General features: G+C 70.1%; 20 protein-coding genes. 12 read left to right on the top strand and 8 right to left on the bottom strand.

Features of this window, described 5'->3' with window-relative positions:
* Positions 1-129 precede the first annotated feature (129 nt).
* Positions 130-1,065, bottom strand: coding sequence for a lipoyl synthase (gene lipA, locus JRZ79_RS21915; RefSeq protein ID WP_010903644.1), 936 nt, complete (start codon positions 1,063-1,065; stop codon positions 130-132).
* Positions 1,066-1,184: 119 nt separating this feature from the next.
* On the opposite strand from lipA, the gene JRZ79_RS21910 reads away from it, so the two are divergent.
* The 6 genes from JRZ79_RS21910 to JRZ79_RS21885 are packed head-to-tail and all read left to right on the top strand — an operon-like array spanning position 1,185 to position 9,514.
* Positions 1,185-2,594 (top strand): MATE family efflux transporter, encoded by a 1,410-nt coding sequence (locus JRZ79_RS21910; protein ID WP_205252202.1) that lies wholly within the window; start codon positions 1,185-1,187, stop codon positions 2,592-2,594.
* Positions 2,595-2,630: 36 nt separating this feature from the next.
* Positions 2,631-4,970: a DEAD/DEAH box helicase gene (locus JRZ79_RS21905; RefSeq protein WP_205252201.1), complete on the top strand. Its 2,340-nt coding sequence runs from the start codon at positions 2,631-2,633 to the stop codon at positions 4,968-4,970.
* A 38-nt stretch (positions 4,971-5,008) separates the two neighbouring features.
* Entirely contained in the window at positions 5,009-5,737 is a 729-nt protein-coding gene (locus JRZ79_RS21900; protein WP_010903641.1) for an endonuclease NucS domain-containing protein, read from the top strand.
* 22 nt (positions 5,738-5,759) lie between these two features.
* On the top strand, positions 5,760-6,791 hold the full coding sequence (endA, locus tag JRZ79_RS21895) for a tRNA-intron lyase (protein WP_205251143.1): 1,032 nt from the start codon (positions 5,760-5,762) through the stop codon (positions 6,789-6,791).
* Positions 6,788-8,329: a tryptophan--tRNA ligase gene (locus tag JRZ79_RS21890; RefSeq protein ID WP_205252200.1), complete on the top strand. Its 1,542-nt coding sequence runs from the start codon at positions 6,788-6,790 to the stop codon at positions 8,327-8,329. Before endA ends, JRZ79_RS21890 begins: the two co-directional genes overlap by 4 nt.
* Positions 8,330-8,380: 51 nt before the next feature.
* Positions 8,381-9,514 carry a hypothetical protein gene (locus tag JRZ79_RS21885; protein ID WP_205252199.1) on the top strand — a complete coding sequence of 378 codons (1,134 nt, stop codon included), beginning with the start codon at positions 8,381-8,383 and terminating at the stop codon, positions 9,512-9,514.
* On the opposite strand, the gene glmM is transcribed toward JRZ79_RS21885, so the two are convergent.
* Positions 9,511-10,878 carry a phosphoglucosamine mutase gene (gene glmM / locus JRZ79_RS21880; RefSeq protein ID WP_205251141.1) on the bottom strand — a complete coding sequence of 456 codons (1,368 nt, stop codon included), beginning with the start codon at positions 10,876-10,878 and terminating at the stop codon, positions 9,511-9,513. The genes JRZ79_RS21885 and glmM overlap by 4 nt on opposite strands.
* Positions 10,875-11,327, bottom strand: coding sequence for a hypothetical protein (locus JRZ79_RS21875; protein WP_205252198.1), 453 nt, complete (start codon positions 11,325-11,327; stop codon positions 10,875-10,877). The genes glmM and JRZ79_RS21875 overlap by 4 nt, the downstream gene beginning before the upstream one ends.
* An 81-nt stretch (positions 11,328-11,408) precedes the next feature.
* Between JRZ79_RS21875 and JRZ79_RS21870 the strand changes: the two genes are divergently transcribed.
* Positions 11,409-12,266, top strand: a complete 858-nt coding sequence (locus JRZ79_RS21870; protein WP_205252197.1) for a hypothetical protein — start codon at positions 11,409-11,411, stop codon at positions 12,264-12,266.
* Positions 12,267-13,088: 822 nt separating this feature from the next.
* Positions 13,089-13,934, top strand: a complete 846-nt coding sequence (gene prs / locus JRZ79_RS21865) for a ribose-phosphate diphosphokinase (protein WP_205252196.1) — start codon at positions 13,089-13,091, stop codon at positions 13,932-13,934.
* 10 nt (positions 13,935-13,944) lie between these two features.
* Here the strand turns inward: prs and JRZ79_RS21860 are convergent, their stop codons facing one another.
* From JRZ79_RS21860 to JRZ79_RS21845, 4 genes are read right to left on the bottom strand one after another with little or no spacing between them, the layout of a single operon-like run.
* Positions 13,945-14,604: a hypothetical protein gene (locus JRZ79_RS21860; protein WP_205252195.1), complete on the bottom strand. Its 660-nt coding sequence runs from the start codon at positions 14,602-14,604 to the stop codon at positions 13,945-13,947.
* A complete protein-coding gene (locus JRZ79_RS21855) occupies positions 14,601-17,006 on the bottom strand; it encodes a heavy metal translocating P-type ATPase (protein WP_205252194.1) in 2,406 nt (801 codons plus the stop codon). The genes JRZ79_RS21860 and JRZ79_RS21855 overlap by 4 nt, the downstream gene beginning before the upstream one ends.
* 1 nt (position 17,007) lies before the next feature.
* Entirely contained in the window at positions 17,008-17,823 is an 816-nt protein-coding gene (locus JRZ79_RS21850) for a sulfite exporter TauE/SafE family protein (protein WP_070807659.1), read from the bottom strand.
* A 9-nt stretch (positions 17,824-17,832) separates the two neighbouring features.
* A complete protein-coding gene (locus tag JRZ79_RS21845; RefSeq protein ID WP_010903630.1) occupies positions 17,833-18,024 on the bottom strand; it encodes a hypothetical protein in 192 nt (63 codons plus the stop codon).
* 206 nt (positions 18,025-18,230) lie between these two features.
* On the opposite strand from JRZ79_RS21845, the gene JRZ79_RS21840 reads away from it, so the two are divergent.
* The 4 genes from JRZ79_RS21840 to JRZ79_RS21825 are packed head-to-tail and all read left to right on the top strand — an operon-like array spanning position 18,231 to position 22,359.
* Positions 18,231-19,520 (top strand): halocyanin domain-containing protein, encoded by a 1,290-nt coding sequence (locus JRZ79_RS21840; protein ID WP_205252193.1) that lies wholly within the window; start codon positions 18,231-18,233, stop codon positions 19,518-19,520.
* A gap of 5 nt (positions 19,521-19,525) precedes the next feature.
* Positions 19,526-20,068 (top strand): cytochrome c oxidase subunit II, encoded by a 543-nt coding sequence (locus JRZ79_RS21835; RefSeq protein ID WP_049892532.1) that lies wholly within the window; start codon positions 19,526-19,528, stop codon positions 20,066-20,068.
* Positions 20,065-21,762 carry a b(o/a)3-type cytochrome-c oxidase subunit 1 gene (locus tag JRZ79_RS21830; protein WP_010903627.1) on the top strand — a complete coding sequence of 566 codons (1,698 nt, stop codon included), beginning with the start codon at positions 20,065-20,067 and terminating at the stop codon, positions 21,760-21,762. The genes JRZ79_RS21835 and JRZ79_RS21830 overlap by 4 nt, the downstream gene beginning before the upstream one ends.
* A 21-nt stretch (positions 21,763-21,783) precedes the next feature.
* Positions 21,784-22,359: a hypothetical protein gene (locus JRZ79_RS21825; protein ID WP_010903626.1), complete on the top strand. Its 576-nt coding sequence runs from the start codon at positions 21,784-21,786 to the stop codon at positions 22,357-22,359.
* 10 nt (positions 22,360-22,369) lie between these two features.
* Here JRZ79_RS21825 and ileS read toward each other — a convergent pair whose 3' ends face one another.
* Complete coding sequence (ileS, locus tag JRZ79_RS21820) at positions 22,370-25,582, bottom strand: isoleucine--tRNA ligase (RefSeq protein ID WP_205252192.1); 3,213 nt, start codon at positions 25,580-25,582, stop codon at positions 22,370-22,372.
* Positions 25,583-25,596 lie beyond the last annotated feature (14 nt).

The raw sequence follows: 25,596 nt of genomic DNA, 5'->3' as shown, positions 1-25,596 counted from the left end.
CCACTGTCCAGTCTCAGTGGACTGATTGGGTAGAACGAGCGCCATTCCCGGGAAAAATACGAAATCGAACCGACGCCGCCCGGACGTCGTCGTCGGCGACCGGTCGGACGGTGATCGCCGCCAGTGGCCTCACTCTGACGCCGCACGCCGCGCGTTCCGGCGGGCCTCCTGGACGCTTTTGCCCTCCCGCAGCACGGCGTCCACGAACAGCTCGCCGGCCTTGTACGAGGACCGCACCATCGGTCCCGACGCGCAGTACAGGAACCCGAACTCGGATTCGGCCACGCGCTGCCACGTCTCGAACTTCTGGGGGTGGACGTAGTCCGCGACGTCGAGGTGTGACCGCGACGGCTGGAGATACTGCCCCAGGGTCACCACGTCCACGCCGGCCTCCCGGAGGTCTCCAAGCGTCTGGTAGACCTCGTGGTCGTACTCGCCGACCCCCAGCATGATGCTCGTCTTGGTGTAGATGTCCGACTCCCGGGTCACGTACTCCAGCACCGACAGGGACTGCTCGTAGCCCGCGCGCCGGTCCCGCACGGGGACCTGCCGGCGCGCGACGGTTTCGATGTTGTGCGCGATCACGTCCGGCCCCGCGTCGATGATCTTCTGAACCAGCGATTTCTCGCCCTGGAAATCCGGAATCAGCACTTCCACCAGGATCGAGGGGTCGCGCTCTTTGATCTCCCGGATCGTCCGCGCGAAGTGGCCGGCGCCTTGGTCGTCGAGGTCGTCGCGGTCGACGGACGTCAACACCACGTAGTCCAGCCCGATCTCCGCCACGGACTCCGCGACGTTCGCCGGCTCATCGGGATCTAGGGGCTCCATGCCGCCGGTTTTCACGTCACAGAAGTTGCAGCCACGCGAGCAGCGATCCCCCATCAGCATGAACGTCGCCGTGCCGGGGCCGTCACGGCCGCTCCAACACTCCCCCATGTTGGGACACGACGCCTCCTCGCAGACCGTGTGGAGGTCGTTGTCGCGGAGCGTCTCCTTGATGTCCGTGAACCGCTCCCCGGACGGCGGCCGCATCTTTAGCCACTCCGGCTTCCGGCGGCTACTCATGCCAGTTCCTTCGGGACCAGCCGCAAAAATGCTGGGGATTGTTGCCCCGGCAATACGACCCACAGATACATAGATTAATGCCACGGCGCTGGAAAACCAATCGGTAACACACCCCACTCATGTTTGATCTCTCACGTGACGAGATCACCGGCGGGTCACTCCCCCGCGCGCTACTGGTGCTCACCGCCCCCCTCGTCGTCCAGCAGTACGTCGTCGTCGTCCAGCAGATCGTCGACGTGTTCTGGCTCGGGCGGGTCAGCCGCAACGCCGTCAGCGCCGTTGGTCTGGTCGCGCCGCTCATCGGATTACTCGCCCTCGCCACCAGCGTCGCCACGATCGGCTGCCGGGTGCTCGTCGCCCAACACGTCGGCGCTGACGACGCCGCGGCGGCCCGCAGCACCGGGTTCCATGCGACCGTGCTCGTCGGCGCTGCCAACCTCCTGTTGGCTGTGGTGGTTCTCTGGCTGGCACCGGACCTCGTTGGGGTCCTGCTCTCCGACGAGGCGGTCATACAACTCGGTGCCACCTATCTCACTGTCACCACCGTCGGCCGCGTCTTCGGCGGCATGAGCGACACCATCGAATCCGGGTTCGTCGGCTGGGGTGACTCCCGGATGTCGATGCTCATCAACGTCGTCGCCGTGCTCACCAACGTCGTCCTCGACCCGTTTCTGATCGTCGGCTGGCAGCTCCCCGGGTTCGCCGGCTACGGCATCTTCGGCGCCGCGCTCGCCACCGCGATCGGGTACGTCGCCGGGTTCACCGTCGCAGTCGCCGGGCTCGGCGTCGACAGCACCAGTTTCACTATCGGCCGCGCCGACCTGGGGGTCAGCCGTGACACCGTTCGCAGCCTGCTCTCGGTCGGCGTCCCCCACGCCGGCCAGGAGGCCGGCCGCCAGATCGCGCGCCTGCTGGTTGTCGCCATCGTCGCCGGCGTCGCCGGCAGCGCGGGGTTGGCGGCGTACACCATCGGCGCGCGCATCGCCACCGTCGCGTTCGTCCCCGCGGCGGCCGTCGGGAGCGCGGTGTCGAGCATCGTCGGGCAGAACGTCGGCGCGGGCAACCCCGATCGGGCGACGCGCGCGACCTGGCTGGCCGCCGGGGCCACCACCGCCGGGATGGCGGTCCTCGGCGTCGCCCAGTACAGCAGTCCCGCCACCATCGTGTCGGTGTTTGCGCCCACGTTCTCCGGCATCGAACTGACGTACACCGTCGCGTACCTCCAGATACTCGCCGTCGGCTACTGGGCGTTCGGCCTCATCTACCCGATCCAGGGCGGGTTCAACGGCGCGGGCAAGACCACCGTCTCGATGGTCGCCACGCTGCTGCAGTACTGGGGGGTGCGGCTCCCCGTGGCCGCCCTCGGCGCGTACGTGGTGGTGTTCTCGGTGCCAGTCCACGCCGCGTTCTGGGCGATCACCGCCTCGAACGTCGCGTGCGCGGTCGGCGTCACGGCCTACTTCTGGGCGCAGACCAGCGGCGCGACGGGCCTGATCGAGCGCGCCGCGACCGCCGCCGCGTCGGACTAGAAACGCCTATCCGCCGGCCGCCCCTCCCCTTCAGCGATGGATGTCGCCGAGGTCGTTCCGGAGTTCGCCGAGGCGTTTCCCTTCGACGAGTTCAACGCGATGCAGCGGGAGGCGGTGCCGGCGCTGCTGGAATCCGACGCGAACGTGGTGGCGTCCGCGCCCACCGGCAGCGGGAAGACGGCGCTCGCGGAGCTCGCGATCTGCCAGACGCTCGCCGACGGCGGGACGGCGCTGTTCGTCGCGCCGCTGCGCGCGCTCACCAACGAGAAAGAAGACGAGTGGGAGCGCTTCGAGGCGCTCGGATACTCCGTGTACGTGGTCACCGGCGAGCGCGACCTGAACCCGCGGCGCGCCGAGCGCGCCGACGTGCTCGTGATGACTCCCGAGAAGGCCGACTCCGCCACCCGCAAACACGACTCCCCGCGGTACGCGTTCGTGACCGACGTGGAGTGCGTGGTCATCGACGAAGTCCACCTGCTGGATTCGGAGACCCGGGGGAGCGTCCTCGAAGTCGTGGTCTCGCGGCTGCGGCGGCTCTGTGACCCCCGAGTGGTCGCGCTGTCGGCGACCATGCCGAACATCGGCGACGTCGCGGACTGGCTGGACGCCACCCCCGACACCACCTTCGAGTTCGACGACGACTACCGGCCGGTGGACCTCCACGCCGGCGTTCGCACCTACGACCACGGTGACAACCCGTTCGCGGACAAGTACCGGCGGCTGTTCACGGCGCTCGATCTGGCCGAGCCACACCTCCGGGAGGACGGCCAGTCGCTGGTGTTCGTGGCGTCCCGCCAGGACACCGTGCAGGCAGCCAAGAAGACCAGAGACGAGATCGCACAGCGGGACATCCCGGTGGGGTCGCGGGGCGACTACGACTTCCACACGGCCACCGAGGCGCTCGACAACGAGACGCTGCGGAAGTCCGTGCTCGACGGGGTGGCGTTCCACCACGCGGGGCTGTCGACCACCGACAAAAGCCACGTCGAGCAGTGGTTCCGCGAGGGCAAGATCCGGGTGTTGTTCTCCACGTCCACGCTGGCGTGGGGCGTGAACCTGCCGGCGCGCTGCGTGGTGATCCGGGACACGAAACTCCACGACCCCCTGGAGGGAGAGGTCGACATGAGCCCCCTGGACGTCCTCCAGATGCTGGGTCGCGCGGGCCGCCCCGGCTACGACGACGTGGGCTACGGCTGGGTGGTGTGTGACACCAGCGACGCCGACACCTATCGGACGCTGCTGGACGAGGGCCACGAGATCGAGAGCCGACTCGACGGCAACCTCGCCGAGCATCTGAACGCCGAGATCGCGATGGGGACGATCCGTGACCTCGGCGACGTGATGGCGTGGCTCGAAACGACGTTCTACTACCAGCGCGCGCAGTCCGCGCCCGACGCCTACGAGTTCTCGACGCTGCGCGATCGCGTCCGGGCGACCCTCGACGATCTCATCGACCAGGGGTTCGTGGAGACCGACGCGGATCTCGGGCTGTCGGCGACCCGGCTGGGGGTGTTGGCGTCGACGTACTACCTCCGCCTGGACACCGCCCGCGAGTTCCGCGCCGTCATCGACGACGCCGCCGATGACCGCGCCATCCTGCGCGCGGTGGCTGCCGCCGGCGAGTTCGACTCCGTGAGCGCCCGCCACTCCGAGCAGGACGCGATCCACACCGTCCTGGGCCACAGCGGCGACGAGATGGCCGACGGCCCGCGGAAGGTGTACGCGATCCTGCGCGCGAGCATGCGGGGCGCAGTCCCCTCGGAACTCCGCTCGGACGCGTGGGTGATCACGCAGAACGCGCTCCGGCTGCTGGCGGCGCTGGGGGCGTTTTTCGACCGGTACGACGACGCCTTGGGTGCGAACGCTGCGGCCCGGTTGGAGGCCCGCATCGACACCGGCGTCCCCGAGGCCGCCGTTGGCCTGACGGCCATCGAGGGTGTCGCCGCTGGACGCGCGCACAAACTCCACGACGAGGGCATCGACACCCCGGGGGATGTCCGTGATGCGGGCGTTTCCGGGCTCGTGGACGCCGGTCTCGCGCCGGGCGTCGCCGAGAGCGTCCACGAGCAGGCCGCCGGCCTGCCGGCTGTCGCCGTCGACTGGGGCGATTTCCCGGACTCCGTTCCCGCCGGTGACAACGACCTCCGTGAGGTCACCGTCCGCAACCACGGCGGCGGGGCCAACGCCGGCGTCACGGTCACCGTCAACGGCGTCGAGATGACCACCGAAACCAGCTACCTGGACGGCGCGCTGTCGGTGCCGGTGGGCGTGTTCGGCGCGCCCGACGCGGACACGCTCACGTTCGAGGTCACGGTCGCGTTCGCGGAGTTACCCCTTCCACCCGTGACCGAGACCCGCACCGTCGACGTGGTGTAGCCGAGGATTGAAACCGGAGACCGCGGCCACCCACACGCATGCAGGACGCCATCCGAGTGCTGGCCGGGGAGTGTGCGGTGCGCTACGAGAACGACGCGTCCACCGACCGCGTGCTGCGCGGCGACGTGGTGGTCGTGGTGAAACCCGACGACACCGTGTTGGTGCACGACGCCGACGGCTACCAGCCGGCGGCGTGGCTCACCAGGCCCGGTGTCGTGCGGTACACGCGCGACGCCAGCGGGTTCCGCATCGACGCCGCCGACGGCGACGAGCGCCTCGTCGTCGAGAGCGCGACCGAGCACGGCGACGCCCATTATCCGGTGTCGCCCGCGGGGCCGCCCGTGGGGCGCTGTGAGTGTGGCGGCGCGTTCGTCCGCGACGGCGGCCGCGTGGTGTGTGTGGACTGCCGCGACCAGTATTCGATCCCGCGCGACGTGGCGGTCGTCGACGACGCGTGTGCGGCCTGCGGGCTGCCGCGGATCCGGGTGGCGCGTGGCGTGACGGTGACCGCCTGCGTGGACCGCGACTGCGAGCCGATCGCGGCCGCGGTCGCCGACGCCATCGACTGGACGTGTCGCTGCGGGGCGGCGCTCGGGGTGGCGTCCGAGCGTGGACTGCACGCCGCCTGCGAGTCCTGCGGGGCGCGGTTCCGGCTTCCCCACGGGACGACCGCCGGCGACTGTGGGTGTGGGTTGCCCGCGATCAGGACCGCCACCGGCGTTCGGTGTCTGGACGGCGACTGCGAGCGCGCACCGCAGTCGCTTTGAGTGCTGGCCGTGTCCGTGGGGTATGGACGGCGATCTGCGCGGGGATACAGTGCATATCGGTGGCGACGCCCGCCAGCGATTCCACGACGCACGCGGGTACGGCTACCCGCTGGGCGGCAACGACATCGCGGTGTCGCTCGTGGAGGCCGCCCACCTCCTGTTCCGTGGCGACCTCGATTCCGTCGACGGCATGGGGTTTCGGGCGTTTCTCACGGACCGCGAGGCGGGGTTCGCCGCCCGGTTTCTGGTCTACGTCGACCTCCGGGATCGGGGGTTCTACCTGGTGCCGGACCGCGACCCGTGGTGGCGCGACCCCGGCGACGGCGATTTCGTGGTGTTCCCGCGCGGGAACACGCGCCGCGACGGCGTCGTGAAACACCGGGTGCGCGTGGTCGACGAGCGCACGACCCTCCCCGTCGACGGGCTCTCGGAGTCGGTGCTGGCGGTCGTCGACGAGGAAAGCGAGATCACCTACCTCGACATCGCCCCCGAAACCCCCACCGGGGAGACGACCCTCGACCGCCCCACCGATGTCCCGGGGGTGTTGTTGGACGACCGCGTGCTCGTCTGGGAGCCGCCACAGCGCCTGCACAACGCCGGCTTCTACGGCCAGCCCCTCGGCGGGCGCGCCGCCGACCACGACGCCCTCCAGTTGTCGCTCGTGGAGGCGGCGTACCTCATCGACGCCGGCGTGTTGACGCTCACCGACGCCACCATCGACGACGTTCGTGCCCGCGGGCGGCTCGGTGAGGGCGAGCATTTCGACTGCCGGCTGGCCGTCTATCGCGCGCTCCGTGACGCCGGCGCGGTCCCGAAAACCGGGTTCAAGTTCGGCGCCGACTTCCGCGTGTACTCGGCGGTGTCGTCGGTCGACGACCTCGGGCACTCGGAGCTGCTGGTGCGCGTGATCACCGACACCCACGTGTTCTCCCCGGGGGACCTCTCGCTCGACGTGCGACTGGCCCACGGCGTCCGCAAGCGAATGGTTTTTGCGGCTACCGACGACACAGACGACACGATTCGCTGGCTTTCGGTGAGTCGATTGACGCCATGACATCCGACGACACAGACGACACGGCCGGTGCTGACGACGTTGCACTCGACCCCTGGGGGTCGGCAACCATCTCGGACTACCGCGCGCTCTTCGACGAGTTCGGCATCGAAGCCTTCGAGGACGTCCTCGACGGCGTGCCCACACCCCACCCGCTGATGCGGCGCGCGATCATCTTCGGACACCGCGACTACCGCCGGGTGGCGGCGGCGATGCGCAACGACGAGCCGTTCGCGGCGCTGTCCGGGTTCATGCCCACCGGGGACCCACACATCGGCCACAAGATGGTGTTCGACGAGCTCATCTGGCACCAACAACAGGGCGGGGACGCGTACGCGCTCATCGCCGACCTGGAGGCGCACTCCGCCCGGGGCTTGGACTGGGCGGAGATCGACGAGCACGCCGAGGACTACCTGCTGAGCCTGCTCGCGCTCGGCTTCGACGCCGACGAGGGCGAGCTCTACCGCCAGTCCACGAACCGCGAACTCCAGGACCTCGCGTTCGAGCTCGGCATCGAAGCCAACACCTCGGAGTTCGAAGCCATCTACGGGTTCGGCGGCGACACCGACGTGTCCCACATGCAAAGCGTCGTCACGCAGATGGCCGACATCCTCTACCCGCAACTCGACGCGCCGAAACCGACGGTCATCCCGGTCGGCCCGGACCAGGACCCCCACGTGCGGTTCGCCCGCGACCTCGCCGAGCGCACGCGCTACTTCAAGGTCACCGAGGCGTTCGCCAGCGTGGCGTTCGACGACGACGAGCGCCCGCTCGTCCGCGCCGCCTACGACGCCCGCAGCCAGTACGCCGCGGACACCGATCAGCCCCGGTGTACGGAGGCCGCCGACTGGCTCGCGGCCGAGCCCGCGGCCGCCGACGGCGTCGATGCGGCCACCGCCGAATCGGTGGTTCAGAAACTGGAGAACGCGGGCATGGAGCCGCTGCGTCCCCGGGTTCGGTTCTTCGACCGGCAGGCCACAGACGAGGCGTTCACGGCGCTCATCGACGAGATCGCCGGCGAGAAGCGCGTCTTCGAGGGGCACGTCGACGCCTTCGAGCTGTCCGCCGAGACCGCCAGGGACCTCGCGCTCGCCGTCGAGGTCGACCACGGCGGCTACGGGTTCGTGCCGCCGTCGTCGGTCTACCACCGCTTCATGACGGGGCTGACCGGCGGGAAGATGTCGTCCTCGGAGCCGGCCAGCCACATCAGCCTGCTCGACGACCCCGAGACGGGTGCCGACAAGGTCGCGGCCGCCACCACCGGCGGCCGCGACACCGCCGCCGAGCAGCGCGAGCGCGGCGGCGAGCCCGACGACTGCCCGGTGTACGAGCTGTACGCCTACCTGCTCGCGGGCGATGACGACGCCCTCGCGGAGGAGGTCTACGCCGAGTGCGCCAACGGCGACCGGCTCTGTGGCGGCTGCAAGGAGCAGGCCGCCGACCTGATGGCACAGTTCCTCGAAACCCACCAGGAAAACCGCGAGGCGGCCCGTGACGTGCTCGCGGAGCTGGACATCGACCTGGACTCGGCGCGCGTGTAGTCCGGGTGGGGTGACAGAAGGCCTATCCCGCGGTCACTCGTTCTGTCGCGTATGTCCGACGCGCAGCCCGCACCGGAGGCGGATCCAGACGCGCTGGTCGGTGCGCTCCGGGACGCCGCCGACGCGGCCGCCGACGCCGACGCCGCCGTCGAAACGTACGGCGTTGATCGGCTTCGAGCGCTTCGAACCGCGCTGGCGGATCTCAACCGGCTGTTCGACCAGTACGAGGGCGACGCCACCGGCACCGGTGATTTCCAGTCGTATCTGGACTTCCAGGACGACCTCGTCGCGCTCGTCGACGGGTTCGACGACGACCTGCCCGAGCGCGACACCTTCGAGTCGCTGCTGGAACTGTTCAAGAAGCGCCGCCTGTCCGCCGACGACTTCGCGACGGCGCGGCGTCGCCTCCAGGACGCCCGCGACCTCGTCGGCCGCCTCGACGACCGCGCCGACGCCCACGACGACTACCGGGCGGCGCGCTCGCGGGTGGCCGACGCCGCCGACGCCGCCGCCGACACGGTCGCCGAACTGGAGCGCCTCCGACGGCTTGGGAACGCCGACCTCGACGCGCCCGTCGAGACCCTCCGCCAGCCCATCGACGCCTACGACGACGCCGTCCGGTCGGCGTTCGAGTCGTTCCGCCGCGACGCGCCCGCCCGCGAGGTCATCGCGCTCGTCCGGACCACCGAGGCCTACCCGCTCGTGGGGTTCGAGCCTGCGCCCGAGGGGCTCGCTGACTTCGTCGCCGACCGCGCGGCCGGCACGGAGCCGATCCCCCAGCTGCTCGAGTACGCCGGCTACTCGCCGTCGAAGCTGGACCACTACGTCGCCGCGCCGCGCACGCTGAAGCGCGCCGTCGGCGGGAACCGCACGTACCTCGAACGCCTCGACGCCGATCCACTCCTCGTGGGGTGGCCGCCAGCGCCCGCCGCGGCGCTCCAGTACCGGCTCGATGAACTGGTGTCGGTCGTCGCGCGGTTCGCCGGCGACGACGTGCTCGAACCGCTGCACGCGGTCCGGCGGCGGGTGCGCGGCGACGACTACGACCGCCTGCGGGACGCCGCCGTCGCGACCCACGAGCTGACCGCCGACGAGAAACAGCGCATCGCGGCCGGCGTCGCCGACGACCTTCAGCGGGCGCGAGCCCGCGAACAGCGCCTGCGCGACGCGCTCGACGAGTACTAGGCGTCGGCCCGCGCCGCGCGCAGATCCGCGGCGAACGCCTCCGCGAGGGATTCGGCCCGCTCGTGGTCGGTGGACTCCGCGTAGATGCGGACGACCGGCTCCGTGCCCGACGGCCGCACGAGCACCCAGGCGTCGCCGTAGTCCAGCCGGTAGCCGTCGATGGTGGTGCGGTCGGCGTCCGCGTCCAGCGCGCGCGCCTCCGCCGCGTCGAGGAGCGCCCCCCGTTGTGCTTCCGTGTCGTAGTCGACGTTCACGCGGACGTTGTGGTAGTCGTCGTACGGCGCGACGACCTCGCTTGCGGGCGTGCCGTCGGCCAGCAGTTCGAGGAACCGTGCGCCAGTGTACGCGCCGTCGCGGGTCATGCGGTACTCCGGGAAGATGATCCCGCCGTTGCCCTCGCCGGCCACCGGGACGTGGTCGCCCTCGGCTTCCAGCTCGCGGATCCGGGTCATGATCTGCGTGGAGCCGATGGGCGTGAGCTCAAGCGTCGCTCCAGTGCGATCGCAGACGTCCACGAGGCGCTGGCTGACGTTCACCGCGGACACCGTGGTGTCGCCGGCGTCGAGCTCGGCCTCCGCAAGCGCCGCGAGCGTGGCGTCGCCCTCGATGTACTCGCCGGTCTCGTCGACGAAGATGGCACGGTCGGCGTCGCCGTCGTGGGCGATCCCCACGTCGGCGTCGGCCGCGCGCACGAGTGCGCCGAGGTCGCCGAGGTGTTCGCGCACCGGCTCGGGCTCCCGGCCGGGGAAGTGGCCGTCCGGTTGGGCGTTCACGGTGACGACGTCACACCCGAGCTCGCGGTAGAACGTCGGGCTGGTGAGCGCGCCCGCGCCGTGGCCCGGGTCCAGGGCGACCGTCAGGTCGGCGGCCGCGATCGCCGCCCGGTCGACGGCGTCGGTCAGCTGTGCGCGGTAGTCGCGGCCCGCGGACGCCACCTCCCGGTCGGCTCCCACACCGTCCCAGGCGGCGTTGTCGAACTGCTCGGTGGTGAACGCGCGCTCCACGCGCTCCAGGTCGGCAACCGCCAGCTCGACGCCGTCGCTGCCGACGAGCTTGACGCCGTTGTACTGGCTGGGGTTGTGACTCGCGGTCACCATCACCGCCGGGACGCCGGCGCGCTCCGCGTACGCTTGCGTGGCCGGCGTCGGAACCACCCCGAGCCGGTCGACGTCCACGCCGATGCTCTGGAGGCCCGCGACGGCCGCGTTTTCGAGCATGCGGCCGGTGGTTCGGGTGTCCCGTGCGACCGCGACGCGGTCGGCGCGCCACACCGAGCCGGCCGCCTTCGCGACGCGCAACACGAACCCCGGTGTGAGCTCCTCGTTGGCCACGCCCCGCGTTCCGCTCGACCCGAAGACGTTCATGCATCCTCCTGCGTGCGGCCGCCTCTAATCGCTTCCGAACGCGTCACGTTCACGGGGAACAGCGGGTCACCCACGTTCCCGTCGTCGTCGAGCACGCGAACCTCCACGACCAGCGTCGTGTCCTGGTAGCGGTAGGGCCCCTCCGTGGCATCACAGTGCTCCCGGAGGTCGTCGGCGAGGGCGTCGCCGGCCTCCCGGGTGATGTCCTCGGTCACCCACTCGCCGCGGGGTGCGTTCTCCACCGTCGCCGACGCCACGCGCTCCAGGGGTTGGTGGTTGGTCACGAACGCCTCCGAGAGCGTGCACACGTGTGTCTCACCGTCCCCAGCGGACTCCGACGGGCGCTTCGCGCGGACGCGAGCGGTCTCGTCGGCTCCCATCGTCAGACAGCCGCCGCCCACCCCGAACAGCGCGCCGGTGACGCCCACAAGCACTGTTCGTCGTCGCATACGTCAGTAGTCCCCCCGGGCTTGCAAAGCGCTTTCGAGAGAACCGCAACCACTTAGCGTGCAGCCGACCCGGCTGTACGCATGCCCGCCATTCGCGACGACCACGTGTTCGTCGAGGACACCGACGCCCACGTGGCGTACATCGCCGCCGGCCTCGGCATCACCGCGGCCCACATCGGCGCCAGCACTGTCGGCGAGTTCGCGCTCGAACACCGGTGTGACGCCCGCGACGTCGCCGCCACCCGGCTCGGCGTGGCCGCCGCCACCGCCGACGGCGTGGTGCTGTCGACGGCACCGCCGGACAGCGCGTTCGCCGACATCGGGTTCCCCGCCGCCGTCGCGGTCACCGGCTTCGACGGCACCGTCCTGGCGGCCGACGAGGACGGCCGGATCGCCCAGTACGACCCCGACGCCGGCGCGTGGACCGACCGCGCGGTCCTCACGGACGCCACCGTTCGCGCGCTCGACGCCGACCTCGTGGCCGCCACCGACGGCGTCCACCGGCTCACCGACGCCGGTCTCGCCGACGCCGGCCTGGACGACGCATACGACGTGTCCGCCCCGGGCGTGCCACACGCGGCCACCAGCGAGGGGTTGTTCGCGCTGGGCAACGGCTGGCGGGAAGCCGCCACCGGGGCGTTCCGCACGGTCGCCGCCGACCCCGCCTCCGCCGCGCCGGGCGCGACCGGCGTCGCCCACGCCGCCACCCCCGAAGCCTGCTTCGAACACCGCACCGACGCATGGCAGCCCTGTCGCGACATCGCGCCGTCGGACGCCGCCCGCGTCGTCGACGCCACGTACGCCGTCGACACGACGATCCTGCTCACCGCAGCCGGGACGCTGATCGTCGTGGACGGCGACGGCGACGCCCGCCACCGCAGCCTCGGGCTGCCCGACGCCGCCGCCGTCACGGTCGTCGGGCACACTCCCGACCGGTGAGGGTCGGGACGCAATCAGACGGTCCCGACGATCAGGTGCGCTTTCCTGGGGCTATCCGAGACGCTTCAGTCAATCCCCTACTCTCGGCCGCACGTCCAGTTATGGTATCCTAACCGGGAGTCGTGTCGCTCACTTATCAGGACCCTGGGTCCGAAATTTACGTGTAATGTGGCCTAATATAAGAGAGGCTACTGCTACTAGCAGGAGCAAATCTTTCCCCTCAAGCGCCCACGTAGCCACCATCGCCAACACACTCAGGGTGGCGATAATATCGAGAGTTTTCTCTGATGACATACGAGTAAAAATTCTAGTTTCCTACTTTCGTTTCGGAATCCCGATACCCGAAAATGACGCCTCTACCCTTGTTAATTCAGTCATCAATTTGATCTGCTCGCGCATCAAAGATATGGTCTACGGTATCGAGCGCACTCTGCTCGTTGTTCTCTCACCAGTCTCCCGAACAGAGTTGGCCCGTTCCTCGCCTTCGTAAGAGAACGGCTCCGCGATTCTGTCATACGTGCGGTTATTAGCGACGCTGTCGTTTTTGCTGCGCTTACTCTATCTCGCTCAAGCACGTTCACAGCCGCTGGCAGACGAAATCAGACGGCTCCGACGATCGCGCGCGTTTCCTCCGCGCCCATACGAGTACCACGTTCTACTACTCTCCGCTCGTTCGCGGTTTTCTGATCCGAAACGCATGGGGGGCAAGCGCGCCATTAGAGACCCACGCCGAAGCACCGACACCGCGGCGCAGCCCGCGCCCGGCGGTCGTGCAGGCAGCCAAAGGAAACGTGTAAGCCGCCGGCCCGAGTCCACTCGCGTATGTTACTCAGCGGGTCCTCGAGTCAGTCACTCGCGGCCGCGCTCGCCGCCGCAACCGGCGAGCGGCTCGGCGATGTGGCCTACGACTCGTTCCCGGACGGCGAGCAGCTGGTGACCGTTCCCCCGGCCGTCGACGGCGAGCGCGCGGTCATCGTGGCGTCCACGCCGACCAGCGACGCCCACATCGAGGTGCTGCAACTCCAGGACGCCGCCCGCGACGCCGGCGCGTCCGAGATCATCACGGTCCTGCCGTACATGGGGTACGCCCGCCAGGACGACGCCTTCGACCCCGGCCAGCCGGTGTCGGCGCGCGCGGTCGCTCGCGCCATCTCCACGGGCACCGACCGCGTGCTCACGGTCAACCCACACGAGGACGGCGTCCTGGAGTGTTTCGACGTGCCTGCCGCGGGCGTCGACGCCGCGCCACAGCTCGCCGCGCCGCTGCCCGCGGATCTCACTGACCCCGTGTTCCTCTCCCCCGACCACGGCGCGACCGATCTCGCCACCAGCGTCCGGGACGCCTATGGCACCGGCGTCACCGATCACTTCCAGAAGGTCAGACACTCCGGTAGCGATGTCACCGTCGAACCCAGTGAGATCCAGACCGCCGGCCGCGACGTCGTCGTCACCGACGACATCGTCGCCACCGGCACCACGATGAGCGAAGCCATCACCGCGCTCGACGACCCCGCCCGCGTGTTCGTCGCCACCGTCCACCCGCTGCTCGCCGGCAACGCCCGCCTGAAGCTCGCGCGCGCCGGCGTCGAAGCCGTCTACGGCACCGACACCATCGAGTGCGCCGTCTCCGAGGTGTCCGCCGCGCCCGCCATCGCTGACGCCCTCTGAGCGCGCCCGCTCAGCGCAGCCACCGCCCTACGGCGGCGTCCGGCCGCCACGCGAGCAGCCCGACCGCGAGCACGAACACCGCCGTCGCGGCGTCGGACGACAGCGCCGACGCCGTGCCGACCGCGACCGCGCCGCCCGCGAGCGAGGACACGACCGCCGCGACCACCGGTAGCGTGCAGCTCACGCAGGTGAACACCCCGACGAGCCCGCCCACAAGCGACGCCTCGGCGTCGGCCAGCGTGGCGTACACGAGATACGCCAGCGCCAGATACCCCCCGATCCGGTAGGGGGCGGCGGCGACCCGTAGCGGGCCGACGTACCCCATCACCATCGGCCCCCACCCCGGCGGCAGCGCCCAGTGGACGGTCACGCCGCTGCCCGTCCCCACCGCCACGACGCCGCTGACGGCCGCCAGCCCGAGGAAATACGCCGCGCCGGCACCCGCGGCGAGCCAGCGCCGCCGCCGGCCGGCCGGCCCGGGCGAAACCCGCCAGACGGCGATCGCGCCGACGTTCAGCCACACGAACGGGTACAGGAGGTACCGGCTGCTGGTGATCGCCACCGGCACCGACGCCAGGTACGCCGCCAGCGCCGCGAGCTCAGCGAGCGTGAGCGCTGCGAGCACGCCGACCGTCTCGCGACGCGGCCGGGCCGTGAGCGCGCCGCTCACGGGCCAGCCACCCCGTCGTCCAGCAGCGAGCGCGTGGAGTTCCCGACGACCAGCAGACTTGACACCGTCATCGCGCCCGCCGCGAACAGCGGGTTCAACACGCCCGCAACCGCCAGCGGGACCGCGATGGCGTTGTAGCAGAACGCCCACGCGAGGTTCTGGCGAATGCGGCCGTTGGTCGCGTCCGTCAGCGCGAACACCCGTGGGACGGCCCCGAGGTCCTCGGTGGTCACGACGGCGTCGGCGGCGTCGGCGGCGAGCGCCGCGTGGTCCAGCGCCACCCCCAGATCGGCCGCCGCCAGCGCGGGCGCGTCGTTGACGCCGTCGCCCACCATCGCCACGGTCTCGCCGTCGGCCCGCAGCGACCGCACCGCCTCCGTTTTGCCCTCCGGCGGGACGCCCGCGAACACCGCCGCGATCGCGTCGTGGTCGCGGAACCGCGCGGCCGCTTCGGGGTCGTCGCCGGTCACAACCACCACGTCACGGCCGTCGGCGTCCAGGGCGGAGACAACGTCCGTCCACTCGTCGCGGGGCCGGTCGCCGGCCACCACGACCCCGCGGGCTTCGCCGTCCCACCCGACGAACACGGGCACGTTGCCGTTCGCCCGCGCGTCGCCGGCGCGCTCGGCGTACGCCTCGGGGACCCGCCAGCCGCGGTCGTCGAACAGCGCGCGGTTCCCGGCCACCACCCGGGGCGCGTCCGCCGCCGCGGCCGCCCCGTCGGGCCGAACCGCCAGGCTGCCGGCGACCCCGCGGCCGGGCACGCGCTCGAAGTCGTCGATGTCGCCGGCGGGCGTGGCGTCGTCGGTGATCGCGGCGGCCACCGGATGGTCGGCGTACTGCTCGACGGCGGCCGCCCGCGCGAGCACGCCGTCGTCGCCGACGACGTCCCGCACGCGCATCTCGCCGGTGGTGAGCGTTCCCGTCTTGTCGAAGACCACCGTATCGACCGCCGGCGCGGCCTCGAACGCCGACACGTCCGTCACCACGACGCCACCGTCGAGTGCCTCCTGGACGCCACGAGCGACCGCCAGCGGGGTCGCCAGCCCGAGCGCGCACGGACACGACACCACGAGCACGGACAGCCCGACGAGCAACGCCTCGTTCGCCGCCGCACCACCCGCGAGCAGGTGCCAGCCGCCGGCCACCCCCGCGAGCACAACCACCAGCGGCACGAACACCGCGGCGACGCGGTCGACGAGGCGCTGGACGCCCGGCCGCGCGCTCTGCACGTCCCAGAGCACGCGCACGACGCGGTCGAGCGTGCTCGCGGCGTCGTCGCCGACCGCGACGACGAGGCGGCCGTCGGTGACCACAGCCCCGCCGACGGCGTCGTCGCCCGGCGTCGCCCCGACGGGCGTCGACTCCCCGGTCACCAGCGACTCGTCGACGGTCGCCGACCCGGACGTGACGACGCCGTCGACGGGGATGCGCTCGCCGGTGCCGACCACCACTTCGTCGCCCGCCTGGAGCTCCTCGATGGCGACCGTCTCCGTGGTGCCGTCGGCGCGCCGGCGGGTGGCGTCGTCGACGCGCTCCTCGGTGAGGTCCGCCAGCCGGCCCGCAGCCGCGCGCTTCACCCGCCCCTCGTAGTAATCCCCGACGGTGACTGCAAGCACCACGACGATGGCGACGTCGAAGTACACCTCGCGGCCGCCGGTCAGGATCGTGGCCGTGCTGAAGACGTACGCCGCGCCCGCGGCGATCCCCACCAGCAGATCCATGTTCGGGTGGCCGGCGCGCAGGCTCACGTACGCCCCCCGGAACAGCGGGTAGCCGGTGTACGCCAACACCACGGTCGCCATCAGCCACACGTTCGCCAGCAGGTAACTGCCCGCCAGCCCCCCGAGGTCGAGCAGCTGGGCGGCCGACGGCACGTCCAGATACGCGGGGTACAGAAACAGGACGTACCACAGCATCGTCATCATCCCGAAAAAGCCCCCGACCAGCAGCCGCCCCACTTCCGACTCGTCGTCGTCGGCGGCGGCGTCGCCGTCGCGCTCGGTGGCGCTGTACCCCAGTCCGTCGACCGCCGCCCGGACGGCCTCGCGGTCGACCGTCTCGGGGTCGTAGGTGACTTTCAGCGTCTCCGTCGGGTAGCTCGCGGACGCCGCCCGCACACCCTCGGTGTCGGTCGCCTGGGCCTCCACGAACGCCTCGCAGGTCGCACAATGCATCCCCGACACGGAGAGAAACGCCGCCTCGCCGTCCACGTCCGTCGTGTCCGCGCCAGTGTCGAGGCTGTCGGCGGCCCCGGCGGCGTCCATGGCTGCCGGGTCCTCAAGCGTGCGCGCGACCTCCATGCAGCCCCGACAGCAGAACGCGCCGTCGACGTCGTCTCCGCCGGTGACCGGCGGCTCCGGCGTGGGCAACCCACACAACGTGCAACTGTCTCGTGTCATGCTATGTTGGCAGCGGCGGCATCGGCAACGGCACCTGTGGGACCGGCCAACCGAGCGCGGCCAACCCCTTCGCCAGCGGGATGGTGCCGGCGACCACGAACGCGACGCCGAGCGCGCGGTGGACCCGCCGCCGCGTCGTCGCGCTCACGGCGTCCACGGCGGTGCCGTACGCGAACAGCGTGGGGAACGTTCCGAGCCCCAGCGCGCCCAGCGCCGCCGCGCCCTCGACGGGGCTGGCGGTGGCAACGGCGTACACGTACCCCGGGTAGATCAGCGGGCACGGCAGCGCGCCGTGGGCAGCCCCCAACACCGCGATCCGGGGGCCGGTCGCCCAGTCGTCGACGTGGTCGGTGAGGCGGCCGGTGACGGCGCTGAACGCCCGTCCCAGCCCGGGCACCGCCCCCGCAGCCAGCCGCGACCCGCCGCCGGCCGCGTACCCCACGCCCGCGGCCACGATGGCCGCGCCGGCGACGACGCCGGCCACCCCCCGGACGAGGTGGGCCACCGCAAGCACCCCGCCGGCGTCCACGAGCACGCCCCCAACTGCACCCATGAGGCCGCCGACGGCCGCGTAGCTCACCGTGCGGCCGCCGTTGAACAGGGCGTGCTGGCGCAGCGCCCGCGTCGAGGGGCCTCGCCGGTCGTCGGTGCCGATGCGGTCGGCGTACATCGTCACCAGCGGCCCACACATCCCCAGACAGTGTGCGCCCCCGAGCAGCCCAACCACGAAGAACACGACCACCCCCGCGTCGGGCGTGGCCGCCGCTCCGGTCTCGGCGATGCTGCCGGCGGACCAGCCCACGGCCGCGCCCGGCATGGTGTGCGGTCAGTGTGCGACGCCGTGCCCGGCGTCGTCGGCTTCCGCGGTCGAGAACATGTAGTACAGGCACCCCGCGACGATGAGAACGTTCCCGAGCGCGACGGCCGCGATCGCTTTCTGTCCGGCCGCGTACAATGCCACCGGCACCAGCGATAACAGCGGCATCACGGTCGCAATAACCTGTGGTCGCACGTTCATACGCGCTCGTTGCCAGCGCTGCCCCTAAACGCTTTGACGAATTCCTACGCGCTTGGAATCACCGAGCGTTGCTAAAGGACACCTTCGAAATACGGGGACGTGGACGGACACGGGGAGGGCGGCCACGGTCCCACGGCTGCTGCCCGGTGCCAACGCACTCTCGTTGCCGCCTGTGGCGGTGACGGGACCAACGCGAGGTGCATACGATGACCAGACTAGATGACACAGCGCTCTCACGCCGCGGCGTCCTGCGCGCCGCTGCCGGCACTGCGACGGCGATCGCGGCCGGCACGGCGGCGACCGGGGCGGCCGCGGCTCAAGCGTACGATGGATGGTTCTCCGGCGACGCCAAGGGCGGCGCCGTCGGCAACTACGACGGAACGACTGTTGACCGGACCGGCACTGACGAGGTCACGATCGACGTTGGGGTGGACGCCAACGGCGGCACGTACGGGTTCGGGCCGGCAGCCGTGCGGGTCGACCCGGGCACGACGGTGTCCTTCGAGTGGGTGTCGAACACGCACAACATCCTGATCGACGCCCAGCCCGACGGCGCCGACTGGGGCGGCCACGACCCCATCGAGAACACGGGGTTCACGCACACCCACACGTTCGACACCGAGGGTGTGTACACGTACTACTGTAACCCCCATCTCACGATGGGGATGAAAGGCGCGATCGTCGTCGGCGGCGACAGCGGCGGCGGCGGTGGCGGCGGCTCCGATCAGCCGACCGTCGCGGCCGACTACGGCGACTGGTTCACCAAAAGCGCCGACGGCGGCGCGACCGGGAACTACACCGGCGACACCACTGACAAAACCGGCACCGACGAGGTGACCGTCGAGGTCGGCGCTGACGCCAACGGCGGCACGTACGGGTTCGGGCCGGCAGCCGTGCGGGTCGATCCGGGCACGACGGTGACGTTCAAGTGGACGTCGAACACGCACAACGTGTTGGTCCAATCCCAGCCCGACGGCGCCGACTGGGGCGGCCACGAACCCATCGAGAACGAGGGGTTCACCCACACGCATACGTTCGAGACGGCGGGCGTGTACACGTACTACTGCAACCCCCATCTCACGATGGGGATGAAAGGCGCCATCGTCGTCGGCGCGCCCCCGAGTGGCACCACTGGCGGTGGTGGCGGCGGGGCGGCCGGCAGCAGCGTCTCTCCGGCCAGCACCCTCTGGACCGCCGTGTTCGCCGGCGCGGTCGGGGTTGCGATGCTGGTCCCGGTTGCGGTGAGCTACTACCGGCGCACGCCCGCCCCGGACTCGTCGGGGGCGTTCGACTACGAGCCGGGCGGCGACACGGACGACCAACCTGCGATCCCGGAGGCCGACGCCTTCGAACCCGACACCGAACTCGGGCACGACGAGTACGACCCGGTTGGAACGCTCTCCATCGTTGCGGTCTACTTCCTCATTCTCGTGGGGATGTGGGCGTTCACGTACTTCATCGAGTTCCTCGGGAACGGACCGACGATCATGGGGTGACTCACGTGAGGATTCACAGATTCGAAAAACTCTGGCTCGGCGCGGCGTTCGTACTCATCGTTGCGTTCATCGCAACCATCGTCTACGGCTCACTCGGCCCGGGCGTTGCGATGGTCGGCGACGACGGCGGCACAGTCAACCCGGACAACCCGACTGCCGCGGACAACTTCCGCGACCCCGGTGTCTACCAGGCCGACGACGACAGCTACGACGTGTACGTCGAAGCCAGACAGTTCGCGTTCTCCCCCGGCACGAGCGAGCCGATCCGCGTGCCCGCGGACACGAACGTGACGTTCCACGTCACCAGCGGCGACGTCACCCATGGCTTCGAGCTGGTCGGCACGAACGTCAACACCATGGTGATCCCGGGGCAGGTCGCACAGCTCACGGTCAACTTCGACGAAGCCCGCACACACCACATCGTCTGCCACGAGTACTGTGGGCCAGCCCACCACGCCATGGAGGGCTCCATCGAAGTCGTCCCGCAGTCGGAGTTCACACCCCCACAGCAGGCGGCTGCCGACCAATCCGAGGTGACTGATACGTGACGTTCATCGACAAGTTCCCGACCGAAGCGAAGCTCGTCAGATGGCATTTCGGCGTTGGGTTCGTCGCGCTCGCCATCGGCGGCCTGTTCGGCCTCGTGCAAGCGCTCTACCGCACCGGGCACCTCCGGTCGCTGCTCCCGATCAACGCCGCCCAGTACTACACGGTGTTGACCGGCCACGGCGTGCTGCTGGCGCTCGTGTTCACCACGTTCCTGATCTGTGGGTTCTTCGTGTGGGCGGTCACACGCAGCCTCGACCGCCCGCTTTCGCACCCACGGCTCGTCTGGACGGGGTTCATCTCGATGGTCGTCGGCACCACGCTGGCCGCCATCACCATCCTCAACGGGTTCGCGCCGGAGCTGCCCTTTGGCTCCGCGAACGTGCTGTACACGTTCTATCCGCCGCTGCAAGCCCACCCCGCCTTCTACGTCGGGGCGGCGCTGCTCATCGTCGGCTCCTGGATCGTCGGCGCCGACTACTTCCTGACGTATCGCGCGTGGCGCGCGGACAACCCCGACGAGCGCATCCCACTCCAGACGTTCATGGTGCTCGCGACGTTCGTCATGTGGTATCTCTCCTCGGCCGGCGTGGCCGTCGAAGTCGTCGCGTTCCTGATCCCGTGGTCGATGGGGTGGATCAGCCAGGTCGACCCGCTGTTGACCCGCACGCTGTTCTGGTACTTCGGCCACCCCGTCGTCTACTTCTGGCTGCTGCCCGCCTACCTGGCGTGGTACACCATCCTCCCGAAGCTCGCCGGCGGCAAACTGTTCAGTGATCCGCTGGCACGCGTCGTCTTCGTGCTGTTCGTGTTGCTGTCGACGCCGGTCGGCTTCCACCACCAGTACACCGACCCCGGGATCGCTGAAGGGTTCAAATTCATCGCGATGACGAACACCTTCATGCTGCTGTTACCGTCGCTGCTGACCGCGTTCACGGTCGTGGCGTCCCTGGAACACGGCGCCCGCCAGCGCGGCGGCAGCGGCTACATCGGCTGGCTGCGCGCGCTCCCCTGGGGCAAGCCGTCGTTCTCGGCGATGGCGCTTGCCGGGCTCGTGTTCGCCGCCGGCGGGTTCTCCGGCATGATCAACGCCGGCATGAACATCAACTACCTCATCCACAACACCATCTGGGTGCCCGGCCACTTCCACCTCACCGTCGGCACCGCGTTCGCCCTGACCATGATGGGCGTCGCGTACTGGCTGGTCCCCCAGATCACCGGCAAACGCCTCCAACACCGGACGCTGGCGGCCATCCAGCCGTTCGTCTGGGTGATCGGCATGACGCTGATGTCGAACGCCATGCACCGCGGCGGCCTCGCCGGGCTGCCACGGCGCACCGCCAAGCCGCTGTTCCGCGGTGAGGGGGCGGCCCCCTTCGATCCGGTGGTCGGCACCATCAGCGAGATGCAACTCCAGATCGCGATCGGCGGCACGCTGCTGTTCGTCTCGCTGGCGCTGTTCCTGGCCGTGATGGTGGGCACGTGGCTGTCACGACCCGGCATGGGGCGGCTCTCGGTCAACGGCTCGATCCCGTCGGCGTTATCCGGCCCCGCCGACAGCCCCCGCATCCTCGACAACCTCAAGGTTTGGACGGCCATCGCGGTCGTCCTCGTGATCATCGCGTACGGGCTCCCGCTGTACGGCATGCTCGCCGACGGCGTTCTCGCCCCCGGCAGCCCCGGCTTCCCGGTGTAACCCACACCCACCTGTTCACTCATGGCTGATTCAGACACCGACAACACCGACGACGGCGTCCCGCGGCGCTGGCTGATCCGCGCGCTCGTCGGCATCGGGTTCGGCATCCCGGTGGTCATCGAAGGCGGCACGCTCGTCGGCCTCCTCAAATCGGGGCTGTTCGGTGACGGTGACGGCGACGACGCCGCCACGATCACCGGCCCGACCGCAACCACCTCCGGGCCACCACCCGTCGGCACTGGCGACGACCTGTTGGCGGCGTCCGCCCGCAGCGCCACGCTCTCGGACGCCACCGTGCACGCCGCCACCGACGGCTGGCGGTTCGCACTCACGGTCGCCGTCGAAAACACCGGCGACCGACCCTACGAACTCCGGTTGGGCACCGTCACGACCCAGAACGGCAGCCGCGTGGACGGCACCGCGGCCACCGACCGCCTCGGCGTCGGCGAGTCAGCCACCCTGTCGGCGACGTACGCGCTGCCGGACGGCGAAACACCCGCGACGATGACCATCGTCGGCGTCGACTACGTCGACGGCGGCGGCGAACGGCTCACTCGCCACACGGTCCGGTTCGGCAACGTTCCGGTCAAACGGTAAGAGCGGCCGCCTACACCGCCTCGACTTCCAGGATCATCGTGGTTCCTTCCACGTCCCACTCCTCGCGGTGGCCGTCCTCGACCTCCCCGAGCTCCCGGGCGCGCGTCTCCGCTGTGATGAGGGGCTCGTGGCGCGCGACCAGCTCGCCCACGCGCTCGTCGAACACGAGCACGTCCAGGCGGATCTCGGCGTCCATCGCCAGGTCCATCTCCTTGCGCATCTCCTGGACGCGGCGCACGACCTCCCGAGCGTACCCCTCGCTCTCGACGTCCTCGTTCAACTCGGTGTCGACGTAGACCGTTCCCGCCGCCGTCTCCGTCTCGAACGCCGCGCCGGCGACGTGCTCGGGCGTTTCTTCGACGAACTCGACCATCTCCGTGGTCAACTCGATGTCGTCCCTCCCGAGGTCGGCGGCGACCTGCTCGGCGAGCGCGTCGATGTCCCTGTCGGTGACGTGGGCGTCGTTGAGCGCGTTCATCACCGCGCCGGCGTCGTCGCCGAACGCCGGCCCGAGCTCGCTCATGTCCGCGCGGGCGCTGTACGCCAGCTCGTCCCAGGTCGCCCCGGGTTCGACGACCTCGATCGCGCGCGTGTTGAGGCGGTCCGCGAGCAGGTCGCCGTGGGCGTCGAGCGCGTCCACGACGCTGTCCTCGGCGGCGTCCACGACGACGCGCGTGACCGGCCAGCGCAGCTTCCGGCCGGCCTGCTGGCGGGCGTGACTGCCCGCCTCCTCGGCGGCGCGCAGCACTGCCACGTCGGCCTCCAGGGCCGGCGCGCGCAGCGACTCCTCGACGGTCGGCCAGTCGGCCATGTGCACCGTATCGTAGCCCCGATCGCCGGTGAGGTGGCTGTACAGCTCCTCGGTGACGAACGGCGCGTACGGCGCGAGCAGCGCCACGACTTCGAGCAGGACGCGCTGCATGGTGGCGTACGCCGCGGTCTTCGACGCCGACGCGTCGTCCTCCCACATGCGTTCGCGCACCACCTGGACGTAATACCGTGAGAGGTCTTCGACGACGAACTCCAGGACGGCGTCCAGCGCGCGGTGTTGCTCGAAGTCCTCCCAGTGGGCGGTGGCGTCGGCTTTCACGTGCTGGAGCCGGGACAGCAGCCACTCGTCGACGGTCTCCAGGTCGGCGTCGGCGATCCCGACACCGGCGTCGTCGCCGCCGAACGCAGCCGGCACGTTGGCGTCGAAGTCGTCGAGCGCCATGTACGGGCGGGGGAACCGGAACACGTTCCAGAGGATGTTGAGGTCCCGCTGCATGTTCTCGGTCTCGTCCCACGAGAAGCTCATGTCGTCGCCCTGCGGGGTCACCGACAGCAGGAACATCCGCATGGGGTCCGCGCCGTACTCGTCGATGACCTCGTTCGGTTCGATCGTGATGCCCTTCGATTTGGACATGCCGCGGCCGTCGGGCATGTTCGCGTAGCCGTGCATCAACACCTCCTCGTAGGGCACGTCGCCGAGCGCGGCGGTCCCCATGCCCAGTTGGCTCCAGAACCACCCGCGGGTCTGATCGTGGGCTTCCATGATGAGGTCGGCCGGCCACAGCTCGTCGAAGTCGTCCTCCTGCTCGGGGTAGTTCAGGGTACCCCAGGACGCCACCGAGGAGTCAAGCCACACGTCGAAGACGTCCGGCACGCGCGTGTACTCGGTGCCATCCTCGGTGATCGTGATGTCGTCGACGGTCGGCTTGTGGAGGTCCACGGACGCGGGGTCGACGTCCTGGTCGGCGAGCGCCGCGAGCTCCTCGCGGGTGCCGACCACGAGCACGTCCTCGGCGTCGCCGCTCCAGTCCTCGGGCGTCCAGATGGGGACCGGAATCCCCCAGTAGCGCTGCCGGCTGACGTTCCAGTCCGGGGCGTTCTCCACGAAATCCCGGAACCGGTTGTCGCGCGCCCACTCGGGGTGCCACTCGGAGGTGTCCATGTTCGCCAGCAACTCGTCTTTGACGTCCGTGATCGTGATGAACCACTGGTCGGTGACGATCTGGATGATGCCGGTGTCACACCGCCAGCAGTGGCCGTAGCTGTGCTCGACGATCTGGCTGGCGAGCATCGCGTCCCGCGCTTCGAGGTCCGCGATGATGTCGTCGTTGGCGTCCCGCACGAACGCCCCCGCGTACTTGCCTCCCGCGTCGGTGTAGACGCCGTCCTCGCCGACCGGACAGAACACCGGCAGGTCCAGTTCCGCCCCGCGCTCGAAGTCCTCCTCGCCGTGGCCGGGCGCGGAATGCACCAGGCCGGTGCGGTCGGCCTCCACCCAGTCGCCGTGGTAGACCTCGTGGGTGCCGTCGGCGTCGGTCGGGTTCGCCGGCACCGCGTCCGCCAGCGGTGGCGTGTACGACCACCCGATCAGGTCGCTGCCCGAGTGGTCGGCCACGACCTCGTGGTCACTGTAGCCGCCCGCGGACAGCACGTCCTCGACGCACTCCGACGCGACGTAGAGGACGTCCGTCTCGCCGTCCGGCGTCGTCGCACGCACCTGCTGGTAGTCGCCGTCCTCGTCGACGGCGACGAACTGGTTCGCGGGGATCGTCCACGGCGTCGTCGTCCACACCACCAGGCTGCCCTCGCGGTCGTCGAGGTCGAACCTGACGTAGATCGAGGGGTCGGTGACGTCCTCGTACTCCACTTCGTTGTTCGCGATGGCGGTCTCACAGCGCGGGCACTGGCTGATCGAGCGCTGTCCGCGCTCGACGAGGCCGTTGTCGTGGACCTCGCTGAACGCCCACCACGCCGCCTCCATGTACGACGGGTCGACGGTCTTGTAGGGGTTGTCCCAGTCCATCCAGACGCCGAAACTCTGGAAGTCCGACTGCAGCCCGTCGAGGTTGTCGTCGGCGAACCGCTTGCACTCCTCGATGAACGCCTCCTCGCCGAACTCCTGGATGTCCTTTTTCGACTCGAAGCCCAGCTGTTCCTCGACTTTCGTCTCGATCGGGAGGCCGTGCATGTCGTAGCCCGGCCGATCGGTCACGTCGTAGCCCTGCATCCGGTGGTAGCGGATGTAGGCGTCCTTCAGCGTCTTGTTCCAGGTGGTGCCCATGTGCGCCGCGCCGCTGGTGTACGGCGGGCCGTCAACGAAGAAAAACGTCTCCGCGTCGGCGCGATGATCCACCGTCTGCTCGTACGCGTCGACGGCCTCCCAGTACGAGAACACCCGCTCCTCGACGCCCGCGGGATCGTACTGGTCGGGCACGTCACCGAATCCACTCATACGGGTACCGTCCC

The sequence above is a fragment of the Halobacterium sp. BOL4-2 genome, from assembly GCF_016917835.2.
GTDB lineage: Archaea > Halobacteriota > Halobacteria > Halobacteriales > Halobacteriaceae > Halobacterium > Halobacterium salinarum.
Note: the sequence above shows the minus strand (reverse complement) of the source record. Positions and strands in the feature narration are given on the sequence as shown.